The 13,638-nt window shown below is 68.5% G+C and carries 8 protein-coding genes; 3 read left to right on the top strand and 5 right to left on the bottom strand.

The annotated features are described in order from the left end of the window. Window positions 1-74: 74 nt before the first annotated feature. The 5 genes from astD to ACODSL_RS09460 form a co-directional block, all read right to left on the bottom strand. Window positions 75-1,529: a succinylglutamate-semialdehyde dehydrogenase gene (gene astD / locus ACODSL_RS09440; RefSeq protein WP_488900428.1), complete on the bottom strand. Its 1,455-nt coding sequence runs from the start codon at window positions 1,527-1,529 to the stop codon at window positions 75-77. Continuing rightward, window positions 1,526-2,530 carry an arginine N-succinyltransferase gene (locus tag ACODSL_RS09445; protein WP_488900429.1) on the bottom strand — a complete coding sequence of 335 codons (1,005 nt, stop codon included), beginning with the start codon at window positions 2,528-2,530 and terminating at the stop codon, window positions 1,526-1,528. Before ACODSL_RS09445 ends, astD begins: the two co-directional genes overlap by 4 nt. Further along, on the bottom strand, window positions 2,530-3,780 hold the full coding sequence (locus ACODSL_RS09450; protein ID WP_488900430.1) for a hydrolase: 1,251 nt from the start codon (window positions 3,778-3,780) through the stop codon (window positions 2,530-2,532). The genes ACODSL_RS09445 and ACODSL_RS09450 overlap by 1 nt, the downstream gene beginning before the upstream one ends. Window positions 3,781-3,934: 154 nt before the next feature. After that, window positions 3,935-8,131, bottom strand: a complete 4,197-nt coding sequence (locus ACODSL_RS09455) for a translocation/assembly module TamB domain-containing protein (protein ID WP_488900431.1) — start codon at window positions 8,129-8,131, stop codon at window positions 3,935-3,937. Continuing rightward, window positions 8,128-9,939: an autotransporter assembly complex protein TamA gene (locus ACODSL_RS09460; RefSeq protein WP_488900432.1), complete on the bottom strand. Its 1,812-nt coding sequence runs from the start codon at window positions 9,937-9,939 to the stop codon at window positions 8,128-8,130. The genes ACODSL_RS09455 and ACODSL_RS09460 overlap by 4 nt, the downstream gene beginning before the upstream one ends. A 266-nt stretch (window positions 9,940-10,205) precedes the next feature. On the opposite strand from ACODSL_RS09460, the gene ACODSL_RS09465 reads away from it, so the two are divergent. Genes ACODSL_RS09465 through ACODSL_RS09475 form a run of 3 tightly spaced genes read left to right on the top strand, consistent with a single transcriptional unit; the run spans window position 10,206 to window position 13,584 of the window. Continuing rightward, window positions 10,206-11,666, top strand: coding sequence for a circularly permuted type 2 ATP-grasp protein (locus ACODSL_RS09465; protein ID WP_488900433.1), 1,461 nt, complete (start codon window positions 10,206-10,208; stop codon window positions 11,664-11,666). Beyond that, complete coding sequence (locus ACODSL_RS09470; RefSeq protein ID WP_488900434.1) at window positions 11,663-12,607, top strand: alpha-E domain-containing protein; 945 nt, start codon at window positions 11,663-11,665, stop codon at window positions 12,605-12,607. Before ACODSL_RS09465 ends, ACODSL_RS09470 begins: the two co-directional genes overlap by 4 nt. Next, window positions 12,607-13,584, top strand: a complete 978-nt coding sequence (locus ACODSL_RS09475; RefSeq protein WP_488900435.1) for a transglutaminase family protein — start codon at window positions 12,607-12,609, stop codon at window positions 13,582-13,584. The genes ACODSL_RS09470 and ACODSL_RS09475 overlap by 1 nt, the downstream gene beginning before the upstream one ends. The last annotated feature ends 54 nt before the right edge of the window (window positions 13,585-13,638 follow it).

Genomic DNA, 13,638 nt, shown 5'->3' on the forward strand with positions numbered 1-13,638 from the left:
ACGGGCAAAGGTGTTCGTCATCCTGAGGAGCGATCCCTCAGGATCGCGTCTCGAAGGACGCACGACAGCGCAACTCACCCCCTCAGCCCCTTGATCTCGCCCACCGTCTGGACCACCGCATCCGCCTCGAAACTGGCCACCGGATAGGCGCAGTAGTCGGCCGCGTAGTAGGCGCTGGGCCGGTGGTTGCCGGAAGCGCCCAGGCCGCCGAACGGCGCCGCGCCGGCCGCGCCCGTGGTCGGGCGGTTCCAGTTGACCACGCCGGCGCGGATGCGCTGCTGGAAGCGGTCCCAACGGGCCTGATCGTCGCTGATCAGGCCGGCGCTGAGGCCGTAGCGGGTGGCGTTGGCGAGCGCGATGGCCCCGTCGAAGGTCGCCGCGCGGCGCACCTGCAGCACCGGCGCGAAGATCTCCTCGTCCGGCGTTTCATGATGGCTGACGTCGATGATCCCCGGCGTGATGAAGGCTTCGCTCAGGCCGTCGATGGCGCGCGCCTGGCGGATCACCTTGCCCTCGAACAGCGCCGCAGCTTCCCGGGCCAGACGGCCAGCGCGGGCCGAAATCAACGGACCCATGAAAGGCTCGGGCGTGCTGTCCCAGGCGCCGGCGATCAGCCGGTCGGACAGGGCGACGACGGCGTCGATGACCGCCTGCCCCTCATGGCCCTCAGGCACGATCAGGCGGCGCGCGCAGGAACAGCGCTGGCCGGTGGTGATGAAGGCCGACTGGATGACCAGGGCGGCGGCGGCTTCGGCGTCGGCCGTGTCCCAGACCACCAGCGGGTTATTACCGCCCAGCTCCAGCGCCAGGATCACGTCCGGCCGGTCCGCGAACACCCGCCGGAAATGGCTGCCGGCCGCGGCCGAGCCGGTGAACAGCAGGCCGTCGATCTCCTGTTCGATCAGGGCCGCGCCGGTCTCGCGGCCGCCCTGGACCAGATTGACGACGCCCGGCGGCAGGCCGGCGGCCTCGAGCGCCTCGACCAGCAGTTCGCCGGCCATGGGTGTTTCCTCCGACGGCTTGAAGACGATGGTGTCGCCGGCCAGCAAGGCGGGGACGATGTGGCCGTTGGGCAGATGGCCCGGAAAGTTGAACGGGCCGAGCACGGCCATCACGCCATGCGCCCGGTGGCGCAGCACGGCCCGGCCGAACGGCATGGCCGACTCGCGCACCCCGGTCCGCTCGTCATAGGCGGCGATCGAGACGTCGACCTTGGCCATCATCGAGCCGAGCTCGGCCTTCGTTTCCCACAGCGCCTTGCCCGTCTCGCGGCTGAGCGCCTCGGCGAAGGCGTCCTTTCGGGCGTCGAGCGCCGCCTTGTAGCGGCGCAGGACGGCGATCCGTTCTTCCCGCGGCTGGTCGGCCCAGTCCTGGAAGGCGGCGCGAGCCGCGGCGACGGCTCTGGCGACATCGTCGGATGCGGCCGTGGCGGCCTGCCAGACCGGCTGTCCGGTGGCGGGGTCGATGGAGGTCAGAGCCGGACCGTGTCCAGGCGCCCATTGGCCATTGATATAGAGACCGCGGCTCATGCCTTCACCTTCACCAGATCGCCCTCGCGTATCCGCAAGACCTCGGCCGCCTCACGCGACAGCACCGCCGCCTCGCCATCCACCAGCACCGGAGCCCGCACGGCCCGGAAATTCGCGATGTCATGGGTCGAAACGAGCGCTTCCTCGCCGAAGGCGTCTTCGCCGATGCGCACCGTCAGGCGTTTCGCATCCTTGACTGTGCGGATGTCGTCTCGCGGCGCGCCCATGGTCGGGCCGGCATCGAACAGATCGACCAGACCCTGATACCGGAAGCCTTCGCGCTCGAGCATGGCCCGCGCGGCTTCGCCATCACGATGCACCCGCCCGACCGCCTTGCGCGCCTTCTCCGGCAGCAGGCCGGAATAGATCGGGTGACGCGGCGCGAGGTCGAGAATGAACTGGCCGTTGGTCGAGGCGCTCATCAGGTCGGCCTCGTCGAACGGCAGGTTGAAGAACTTGCTGGCCACGTCCTCCCAGAACGGACAGCTGCCGTCCTCGTCGAACCAGCCGCGCAATTCGGCCAGCACCATCTCGGCGAACCGCTGCGGCTCGATGCCGATCAGCATGTAGCGAGACTGAGCCAGCAGTCGCCCGGCCCCGCCCTTGCGCTTTTCGGGCCGCAGGAACAGCGAGCCGACCTCGGACCAGCCCGCGCATTCGTTGACCAGCACCAGCGCCTGGTGATCGAAGCGCATGTCCAGCGTTGGCGAAGACTGCGCCAAGGTCACCACGCGGAACGAGAAGAACGGCCGCTTGAGGCCGACGCTGGCTTTCACGCCCGCGACGCCGTCGATACCGCCGGTGTCGGTATCTTCCAGCATCAGGGTGAACCAGGACTCCGGCGCGGCGACCTCGCCGGCGAAGCTGGCCGCGGATAGCTCCAGGCGCGAGCGCAGGGTCGGTTCGTCCTCCGGCAGGCTGGTGAAGCCGCGGCCCGACAGGACCGCCAGCTCCATCAACTGGTCGTAATCGGCGGGAACGGCGGGGCGGACGACGAGCATCAACGGGACTCCATCAGGGCATGGATGCCCCGTGCATCAATCTCGCCCGACGCCAGCTTCATGAGGATCAGGGTCGAGAGCTGGGCCCGTTCGGCGAAACTGTCCGGCCAGGCGAATTCAGCCTCGCTGTGGATGTCGCCGCCGCAGACGCCGAGGGTGTCGACATTTGGCAGGCCGACGGCGAACAGGTTGTTGCCCTCACAGACGCCGCCGGAGGGCTTCCAGCCGATGTCCTGGCCGAGCAGGGCGCCGACGACCTTCACCTTGCCGAAGAGCTCGGTCTGGGCGGCGTTGAACGGCTTGGCCGGGCGGGTGAAACCACCGTGCAGGCTGACGTCGAGGCCATCGCCCTGCCCGGCCTTCATGGCCTCGGCGATGCCGGCTTCGAGCCAGATTGCGGCATCCGCATCGGGAAAGCGGACATTGAACCGTAGCACGGCGATGTCCGGCACGACGTTCAGCGGCGAGCCGCCGTCGATCCTGGCGATGTTCAGGGTCACGCCGTCGCGGCGGCCGTTGAGGGCGTCCAGCGCCCCGGCGATGCGGGCGGCGGCGGTAATGGCGTTGCGGCCTTCGTTGAAAGCCCTTCCGGCGTGGGCGCTGAGCCCGGTGACGCGGATGTGGAAATTGCCCGAGCCTTTGCGCTCACTGGCCAGAGTGCCGTCAGGCAGCATCGAGGGCTCGTAGGTCAGGCCGATGTGGCCCAGCCGGCCGAACTCGGCCAGCACCGGGCCCGAAGCCAGGGAGCCGATCTCCTCGTCTGGCGACAGCAGAACGCGATAGCCGACCCTGGCGGCGTCGGCGTGGGTCTCGAAGGCCTGAAGGGCGGCGAGGATCACGCTGATGCCGCCTTTCATGTCGGCGATGCCGGGGCCATTCAGGGCGCCGTCGGCACGGGTCACGACCGTCTGAAAATGGCTCTCGGCGGGAAAGACCGTGTCGTAGTGGCCGGTCAGGACCACCTGTACGGGCGCCTCCGGCCGGACGGTGACGGCGATGGCGGGGGTATGGGCCTGTTCCTTTTCACGACCATCGGCGGCGATCTCGATGGATGGCGCCAGCGGCCGTTGGACCAGTTCGCCCGGCAATACGGCATAGGCGTCGCTGAGGATGCCGACGGTGGTTGAAAGACCCGGAACATTGCGGCTGCCGGAGTTGACCGCGCACCAGCCGACCGCGCGTTCAACCATGACAGACCCCTGTTCGCCGAGGGCGTTCAGAACAGAGGATTCTTCCGGTGACAGGCGCATCGGCGGGCTCAATCCAGCTTTACCGACGCCATTGCCGCGGACGATTGTCGACGCGTGTTTCGTGAAGGCGACCCGCCGGAATGGCGCAAGACGGGGATCACCGATGTCCCTTGATAGCCGCGCGATGACGGAAGGTGAACCCCCTGCGGCGACGCTAGTAGTCCCGGCGCCAGCGCACCGACAGCTTGCCGCCCCCGGCGCCCTGCAGCCGCGAGATGACCGACAGATTGCGCTTCACCCGCCATTCCACCTGCGCCGCCGGTCCTTCGCGGCCGCCGCCGATGATCTCGAGGTAGACGTCGTCGGTCAGGTACTTGCCGCCGGCCACGGTCATGGCCGAACCCGCGCCGCCGCCGGCGAACACCAGGCGGTCCAGTCCGGCGAAGTTCTTGAGGTTGCCGATCACGTCGAAGCCGCCGCCGCCGGCCAGGGCCGCGAGCGCCGAGGCCAGCTGGGCGGCCTCGAGCGGCGACAGCTGAGCGGCCGACGAACCGAACAGGATGCGCGACAGCACCTCGTCGTTCGGCAGCACCGGCGTCGACGTCAGGGTGATTTCCGGCTTGGCCGCCGTCCCCCGGACACGAATGACAGCCGTCAAGGCCGGATCGTCGCGGGTGGCGGTCAGGTCGAGCCGGATCCGTTCGGGCGATGTGGCGAGATAGACCGCGCCACGCTGGTCGAACTCGAAGCGCTTGCCGGCGAAGTCGTATTCACCGCGCACGACCCGGGCGACACCATCCAGAACCGGTCGGGCCGTTGTGCCGCCGACGTGAGCGTCCAGCGACAGTTCGGCGTCCAGCCCCCGGCCTTCGACAAAGATGCCGCGCGCCGCCTTAAGTGAAACGTCCAGAGCGACCACCAGTCCACGTGACGGCTCGGACAGGACCTCGGCCTCGCCGGTGTCGGGCCGGTTGATCTCGACCACCTCCATCGGCACGACACCGCTGGGGGTCGGCGGATTGGCCGCCACCGTGGCCCGATCGATGGTCAGGGCGCCGGAAACCTGCACCTTGCCGTCGGCCGCGCGGTTGATGGTCGTATCGCCCGAGGCGATCGCCGTGACCGCGTCGTTCTCGATCAGCTTGAAGTCCTTGAGATTGACCTTGAACGTGCTGATCCCGTCGCGCTGAAGGCTGATGCGACCGCCGCCGGACAGTTGCCCCCGTTCGCCGCCGGAGATACGGCCGCCGCGGCCATCGGTGGCCGAGAAGCGGCTCACGTCGATCGCGTTGTCAGACAGCACCGCGACAATCGAGAGATCTTCGAGCTTCAGGCCGATGACGCCGTCCTCGAAGGCGCCGCGCGCAAGCTCCGCCCTTCCGGCCAGCCGCGGATCAGCCAGACTGCCGGCGATCGTGCCGGCCATGGACACCTGGCCCGAGACGCTGCGCTCGCCACCGACCAGGAGGTCCCACAAGGGCTTGATCTCACCCTCGGCCATGAACTGGCCGCGCATCGGTTGCTGCCGCGCGATCGCCAGGTGCAACGGGGCTGCAGATGCTTCCACCGGCAGGACCAGGCTGACGGCCGACCGCAAGCCGCCCGCGTTGGTCGCCGTACCGGTGATCGACAGGCTCGTGTCCGCCAGCACGGCCTTGACCTCGCCGTTGACCGAGACGGATTTGCCGGCGCCGCGGGCCCGCGCATCCCTCAGGGTGGCGTCGAGGTTGCCACTCAGCCGGGCTCCCTGCCCCTGCAGGGTCAGATCGCCATCGAACTGTCCGGCGAGATCCTCGTTCAGGGCGCCGAGCGAAACGCCCGTGAGGCTGGCTCGCAGGTTGGCCGCTCCAGCGTCGGAGCGGAATACGATCGCGGCCTTGCCCCCTTCGATGTCGAGATTCAGGTTCGCGAACTTCTGGCCGCCGCCGAAGCCGATCCGGGCGGATTCGAGCGTCCTGAACTCGGCCGTGCCGAACTTTCCCTCGCCGTCGAGCGCCAGGCCCGTGTTTTCGCCGCGTTGGGCGTAGAAGCCGGAGCCCTTGAATCGCCAGCTGTTGGCGCCATAGGCGCCGCGGCCGTCGATCGCCACCGGCAGCCGCTCGAGCGGGCCATCCGCGGTGAAGGTCGCCGATGAGAAGCGAAGCCCGCTGGCGCCCCGGATCGCCGCGTTGCGGGCGGCAAGATTGAGCGTCGCGCGAGGGCCGCCGACAGCGTCGACGATGCGCGCCGAGCCCGTCACCGTGCCCTCGGTGAGCACAGCGCCGGGGCTGATCGCCAGGACAAGATCCGCCGTGGACGGCCGTCCCCTGTGCAGCGCCAGGGACCCGGTCGCCTTCACGCCGCCGGCATCGGCGTCAAGGCCGCTGAGGTCCACGCCGCCGTCAGCGATGTTGAAGGCCGCGCGCGCGCGCGCTGGTCCGTACTCACTGTCCGCGGTGATCGCGACAGCGCCGTCGGTTCCGCCCGGACCGCGCAGGAAGCTGAGGATGACGTGCGCGCCCGAGAGGGTCATGCGCGGGACAGCCACCGTCGCGAAGTCCGCGGTCAGATCGGCTCTCGGCGCGGAGACCGTGCCGCTAATGGCCCCGGTCCCCTTCGCGTCTCCGGAGACCTCGACAGGCCCGGCCCGGAACGGCCCCTTGGCGTTCCAGTCCAGGCTGAGCTTGAGCGCGCCCGACGGACCGATCAGGCCGGCCGCGCGGGCGGAAGTCTGCGACCCGTTGAGCTCTGCCGACTGCACGGCGACGCGGCCGCCGCCGATCTCGGCCTTGCCCTTGAAGCGGGGCGTTGCGCCGAGCAGGCGATCCAGTTCGGCCAGTCCGGTCGCGAAGCCGGCGCCCTTGCCGTCAACGGTGATCGTCCAGGGCTTGCCGCCACCGCGCTGGGACGCGGACCAGGCCGCTGTTGCCGTTCCCCGGGATCCCACCCGGGCCGCGGCCAGGTTGGTCAGCTGCGCGTCGCCTTTGAACGACAGGCCGCCGAGCAGGGTACGCTCACCCGTTGCGTCGAGCTTGAGGCCCGCCCCCGTGGCCTTGAGCCGGCGGATGAGCTGGCGGCCATCGGCCAGGCGCGCGTACTGCACATCCGCGACCGGCCGGCCGCCGAGAAGCGCCGCCAGATACCCCTTGCCGGCGCCGCCCGCGCCACTGAGGGTCCCCTGAACGGTCAGTTCACCCTTGCGACGGGCGACGGTGACGGGTCCCGCGACCTGCGCCAGGCCATAGCCGGCCGCCTTGAAATTCGAGGCAGCGATCGTACCCGTATAGGTCCAGTCCGCGCCATTGAGGTTGAACCGGCCCTGGGATCGCGCCGAGCCGTTGATGACCTTGACCGCAATCCTGTCGAGCGCGGGCGTCGCCAGCGTGATCGCGAGACCGCCGGGGCCTGTCAGTCGTTTGCCGAGATCAGCCTCGCCACGCGCGGTCACCGAAAGCGTGGCGCTGTCGGCCCGCCCGTTGATCGCATAGAGACCGCTCCCGGCCTTGACGCCTTTGACGTCGAACCTGACCTCGTCGCCGAACCGGGGCGCGTAACGCGCGGTCAGCGACGAGGCGATCAGCGAGATGCGCCCAGAAGCCGAGCCACCCGCCTTGCCCCAGGCGCCCGACGCCTGGACAGGTATGGCCTGGCCGGTTTGCGCCAGCAGGCTGAAGCGCCCCGCGCCAACCGCGCCGCCGGCCCGAATTTTGAGGGTGAAGGGCTTGTTGGAAGCCAGACCGAGGGAGCCGGCGATCGCGCCGCCACCAGCCTCGGCTGCGTCGGCGATCACCACCAAGGGCTTGCCCTTGCCGGTATCGATCGCCAGGCCGAGGCGGTCGCCCGGATGTAGCCGGCTGCCCACACCTGCCCGAACGTGAGCCGGACCTTTGCGCACGATATCCAGCGATCCGACCACGTCGAACAGGCCGCGGCTGTAGCTGAAGGCCGGCAGGGTCTCGACGACCAGCCGGGCCTTTTCGATGTTCACCGACACCGGCAGGCTGCGGGAGACCGTCTTGGGCGTCAGCGTCGGACGCCGCAGAATCCGCACCGATCCGGCGGTCAGGCTGTCGGCATGAAAACGCCGAAGGAACAGTTCCTGGTAGCGCCAGGCGACAACAACATTGTCGGCGTCGAGCCAGACGCCTTTTTCGTCACTTATGGTGAGGTGGCGGACGGTGAAATTGCGCCAGATGTCGCCATGCAGGCCCTCGATCTTCAGCTTGCCGTAGCGGCCGAGCTTGAGCCCGCTGGCCCGCGCCTCGACAAACATCAGGCCGGGAGCCGAATTGATGCCGAAGCGCGTCAGAAGCCCGACTCCGCCCACCAGAAGCACCGCGAGCAGCGACACGAGCATGATCCAGCCCGGTCCGCTCGACGGGACGAACCGGCGACGCGGTGTTTCCTTCGTCGGGGGCGCGGTCTCGCTCAAAACGCCTGTCCGATGCTGATGTAGACCTGGAAGCCGGCGTCGCCCTTCCGCTTGTCCAGGGGCACGGCGACGTCGGCCCGAATGGGCCCAAAGCCGAGGTCATAGCGGACGCCGATGCCGGCGCCAGCGCCAAAATCATCCCCGTGAGGATAGGCGTCGGTGCCCACCGCGCCGGCGTCTACGAACGCAACGACGCCCCATCGCTGGGTCAGCTTGCGGCGCACCTCGAACGACGCCTCAAAGACGGACAGGCCGCCCTGCGGGGTGTTGTCCGCCAGACGCGGGCCAATGGCCTGCCAGGCGTAGCCGCGCACGGATCCGCCGCCGCCGGCGTAGAACCGGCGGGGCGCGGCGACATCGTCAAGAACGGCGCCGACGATGGAACCCACCTTGATCCTTCCCGCCAACACCGTTCGCGCGTCTTCATCTAGCGGCAGGTAGCCTGATCCCTGAACCTGGACCCGGAAATAGAGGGCCTGCAGGTCACCGATCGCCGCCGTGGGTTCGGCGCGCGCCTCCACCCGCCAGCCACGGGTCGGATCGAGCGGATCATCGGACCGGTCGAGCGCCACCGCGGCGAGGATCGACGATGTCAGGATATTGCGCTCGGCGCCCTTGATCAGCGTGTTGTTGATCTGGGTCTTTTCCGCGCTTCGGCTGGCGTCGAAGGAGATGCCGCCGGTGATGTAGGAGGTCTTTCCCCACCGTCGGGTGATGTCGCCCGTCGCGAGCAGGCCCATGGCGTCATAGGCGTCGGTCTGCTCATTGTAGACCCCCGCAACGACCGTCAGCGTCTGCTGCGGCCTGCGCCAGTGGGGTAGCGTCAACCGCCCCTCGAACCGCTGCTCCAGCTCCGCGAGCCTGAGCGTGTAGGTGGTCGTGTCCGCCCGGCCCAGCCGGTTGTACCGGGTGCGGCGCAGATCAAGGCCCGCGCCCTCGCTGGTCGAATAGCCGGCGCTGACTTCGAGGGTGCGCGGTGGGCGGTCGGTGAGGGCGACGAGCACGGGCCGATGCCCCTGGGCGTCCGCCTTGTCGCCCGGCTGAAGCGAGACCGAGACGGAATCATACACGCCCGTGTCGAGCAGCCGGCGTTCCAGCTCGGCCACCTGCTCCGGATTGAAGACGTCGCCGGGCTTCCAGGGCGCCAGCGACGCGACCCAGGCCGGATTGGTGCGGCCGGCCGGATCGACCGTTACCCCGTCCATCAGGACCAGCTCGCCGGCAATGATCCGGAATGTCGGGCGGACTGTGTGGTCGGCGTGGTCGACGACCACTTCGCGCGCGCCCGGCATGGCGTCCGCATAACCTCGCTTCTGGATGGCGGCGACGATGCGGCCCTCGGCGGCAAGCACGTCAGCGGCCTTGCCGGCAGCACCGCGGCGAAGGGCCATGGCCTGTTCAGCCGCGATGACAACCCCCGGCAACGGCTCTTTGCCGATCCACTCAATGTCAGGAGCCGCGAACCGCGACCGCGGTCCAGGCTTGATGATCAGCACTGCCGTGGGCGGCTCACCCCGGTCATCCTCGTCGCGATCCACGACATCGGGCTGGACCTCGTAGTCGTAGTAGCCCTGGGTGCGCAGGGCGGCAATCGCGTCCTCGGCCGCGTCGCGCGCACGCCGACGGGCCTCGAAGCGGGTCTGCGGCGTGGACTTGGCCTGACCGACCGCCCGTTCGATCTGTTCCCGCAGTTCAGCGTCCGTAACGCCCTGGACCGCCGCCTTGGGGGTCTCCGCCAGCACCGGCCCCGCAAGCGTCGTGAACGCCGCGAGGGTCGACAAGGCCAGGACGATGCGCGCAGGCGCCAAACTGTCTTCCTCCGTTTGCGCCCCGGGACCGTTTAGTCGGGCCCGATGCGGCTGTCACGCCATCCAGCCCTTTGCATAGGCTGAGAAAGTTGCACAATTGCCGGGCAGTCGAGGCTTCGGACAGCGACTCAGTCCGAAACGCCCCCGGCATCTCGCGAAGAGCGTTAGGAATGAAGCGTGAAGAGGCCGTTCAGGCCGATAAAGAAACGGACCTCGGCTTGACCCTCGCAACGACACTAAACGACGAACCGCCGCCGGGGTTGCCGATGACCGAAGCCGCCTACCTGCCAGGCGCTGCCTTCGATGAAATGTATGCGGCGGGCGGCGATGTGCGGGATCACTACGCATCCGTCCACACGCGGTTGACGACCCTGTCGCCGGAAGCCCTTGCGGACCGGCAGAAGACACTTGAGCGCTCGTTCCTGCTGCAGGGCATCACCTTCACGGTCTATGGCGCCGAGACGACCACCGAACGGATCATTCCGACCGACCTGGTGCCGCGCATCATTCCGTCCGATGAGTGGAACAAGATCGAGGCCGGTCTGATCCAGCGCCTGCGCGCGCTGAACATGTTCCTCGACGACATCTACGGCGAGCAGAAGATCCTGATGGACGGCATCGTGCCGCGGGAACTGGTGCTGGGCGCGCCGTCCTATCGCCGGGAAATGCAGCACCTCTATGTGCCGCACAAGGCCTACGCCAACGTCTGCGGGTCGGACCTGATCCGCGGCGAGGACGGCCAGTTCGCCGTGTTGGAAGACAACCTCAGGGTCCCGTCTGGCGTCTCCTACATGCTGGCCAACCGCGACGCGGCCAAGCGGACCTTCCCGGGCACCTTCCGCGCCGCCAACGTACGGCCGGTCGAGCGCTATCCCGACCTGCTGCTGGCGACCCTCAAGAGCATGGCGCCCGACTGGCGCCCCGATCCGCAGGTCGTGGTGCTGACGCCCGGCGTCTACAACAGCGCCTACTACGAGCACGCCTACCTCGCCCGCCTGATGGGTGCGCCGCTGGTCGAAGGGCGCGATCTCGTGGTGCACGAGAACATGGTCTACATGCGCACCACGACCGGCCTTCGACGGGTGGACGTGATCTATCGCCGGGTCGACGACGACTTCATCGATCCCCTCACCTTCCGGCGGGACTCGGGCCTGGGCGTGGCGGGCCTTTTCAACGCCTACCGCGCCGGCAATGTCGTGATGTGCAACGCGCCGGGCACCGGCGTCGCCGACGACAAGGCGGTCTACGCCTATGTGCCCGAAATCATCCGCTACTATCTCGACGAAGACGCCATCCTGCCCAACATCGAGACCTTTCTCTGTCGTGAACCGGCGCAGCTGGCGCACGTCCTGGGCAACCTCGACAAGCTGGTGGTCAAGGCGGTCGGGGCTTCCGGCGGCTACGGCATGCTGGTTGGACCGCACGCCTCGCGGAAAGAGCGGGAGGTGTTTGCCGAGGCCCTGAAGGCCGATCCGGCCAACTACATCGCCCAGCCAACGATCCAGCTGTCCACGGCCCCGTGCCTGATCGACGGTCGGATCGAGCCACGGCACGTCGATCTGCGACCCTTCATCCTGTCCGGGGAAAAGATCGTGGTGACGCCCGGCGCCCTGACGCGCGTGGCCCTGCGGCGCGGCTCGCTGGTGGTCAATTCCAGCCAGGGCGGCGGGTCCAAGGACACCTGGATTCTGGCCGACGACGACTCCGTCGAGGAGACCCTGCCATGATGCTCGCCCGGGTCGCCGACAGTCTCTACTGGATCGGCCGCTATCTCGAACGGGCCGAGCACTTCTCGCGTCTGGCCGACGTGATGCTCAACGCCACCCTCGATCGGTCCGACGCCGCCGCCCAGACGGCCTACATCGCCCTGTCCGCCGTGGGCGATCCCGACATGGCCCGCGCGGCGCGGACCTATGAAGCGGCCAGATCGCTGGTGCTGGACCGGGAAGACCACAACTCGGTGGTGGTGTCCCTGTCGCTGGCCCGCGAAAACGCCCGCCAGGTGCGCGACCAGATCACGACCGAGACCTGGGAACGGCTCAATCTGCTCTATCTGAAAGTCACGGGCGACGGCGCCTCGGCGGCCTTCGAGAGCGGGTCGTCGGCCTTCCTGCACGACACCATCGCCGACCTTCACCTGTTCAAGGGCGCGGCTGACGCCACCATGAGCCATGGTGAGGGCTGGCGGTTCCTGATGCTCGGCGCCCACCTCGAGCGCGCGCAGCTGATCGCGAGGTTGCTTGAGGCCTGTTTCGGCGATGGCCGCCATGCCCGGGTCACCGACCGCATAGCGTTGATGAACCTGCTTCGCATGGGCTGCGCGCTGGAGCCCTATCTGCGGCGCTATACCGCCGAAATCGAACCCCGGCACATCCTCGAATTCCTTGTGTTCGACGAGGAGTTCCCGCGATCGATCCGGTTCGCGACCACAAGGATCGAGGAACACCTCGTCGGGGTTTCGCGGCACGTCGCGACCGGCGGGCTCGCGGCGCCGGAGCGGCTGGCCGGCCGGCTCAAGGCGCGCCTGCAGTACGCCGACGTCGCCGAACTGGAATCGGTCGGGGCGAGCGCCCTGCTCGGTACCGTGATCAGCGAATGCGCCGGCATCCACGACGCGGTGTTCGACACCTTCGTCGCCTATTCCCTCGAAATGAAGTTGCCAGCGTAATGCTTCTCGAAATCCGGCACGTCACCCAGTACCACTACGAGCGCCCCGTCCGGGAGAGCGTCATGGAGCTGCGCATGCAGCCCCAGAAGAGCGCACGGCAGCGGCTGATCAGCTTCGACCTGGATCTCGATCCGCGCGCCCAGCTGTTTTCCTACGCCGACAGCTTCGGCAACGCCGTCTACCACTTCGACGTCCCCCAGTCGCACGACACCCTGCGCATCGAAGCGCGGTCGGCCGTCGAGACGCAGCCCGATCCGATCCTCCCGGACGCCCTCGACATGGGCGAATGGGACCGGCTGAGGAGCGACTTCGTGCGCGGCGAATGCTTCGACTTCCTGCGGCCGCACGGCTTCGCGACCCCGTCGACGGCGCTGGACACCTTCGTGCAGGAAAAGAACCTCGACATCCTGCGCCACAAGGACCCGCTGACGGCCCTCAGGGCGCTGAACGAAGCCCTCTACGCCGCCTTCGACTACGCGCCGGGTGTCACGACCGCCGACAGCCCGATCGATCTGGCGCTCGGCGTCGGGCGGGGCGTCTGTCAGGACTTCGCCCACATCATGATCGCCATCTGCCGGGGCTGGGGCATTCCGACCCGTTATGTCTCCGGCTATCTGTTCACCGACCGCCAGCACGGCGACCGGTCGGACCCGGAAGCGACCCACGCCTGGGTCGAGGCCTTCCTGCCGACGCTGCGCTGGACCGGCTTTGACCCGACCAACAACACACTGACGGGTGAGCGCCACATCGCCGTGGCCGTCGGTCGCGACTACGCCGACGTTCCGCCGTCGCTGGGGGTCTACAAGGGTGAGGCTGACAGCCACCTCTCGGTCGCCGTGGCGGTGTCGCGCGCCAAGGCTGCGCTGGCCGAGCCCGAATTCCTGCGCATGGCCCGGCCGAGCTTCCCCGGCGGCCGGCGCCGGTCGTCCGATGACGCGCGGCGACAGCAGGAACAGCAGCAGCAACAACAGCAGTAGAGCGCACGGCCTGTGCCCCGACGAAGGCATGGGCCAACGACACGCGACGAGCCC

The organism is Caulobacter sp. FG121 (assembly GCF_057809815.1).

What these genes read in the sequence shown, in the direction of transcription:
- ACODSL_RS09450 (WP_488900430.1), bottom strand. Translation starts at nt 3,780, where the DNA reads ATGCGCCTGTCACCGGAAGAATCCTCTGTTCTGAACGCCCTCGGCGAA.
- ACODSL_RS09475 (WP_488900435.1), top strand. Translation starts at nt 12,607, where the DNA reads ATGCTTCTCGAAATCCGGCACGTCACCCAGTACCACTACGAGCGCCCC.
- ACODSL_RS09465 (WP_488900433.1), top strand. Translation starts at nt 10,206, where the DNA reads ATGACCGAAGCCGCCTACCTGCCAGGCGCTGCCTTCGATGAAATGTAT.
- ACODSL_RS09445 (WP_488900429.1), bottom strand. Translation starts at nt 2,530, where the DNA reads ATGCTCGTCGTCCGCCCCGCCGTTCCCGCCGATTACGACCAGTTGATG.
- ACODSL_RS09470 (WP_488900434.1), top strand. Translation starts at nt 11,663, where the DNA reads ATGATGCTCGCCCGGGTCGCCGACAGTCTCTACTGGATCGGCCGCTAT.
- astD (WP_488900428.1), bottom strand. Translation starts at nt 1,529, where the DNA reads ATGAGCCGCGGTCTCTATATCAATGGCCAATGGGCGCCTGGACACGGT.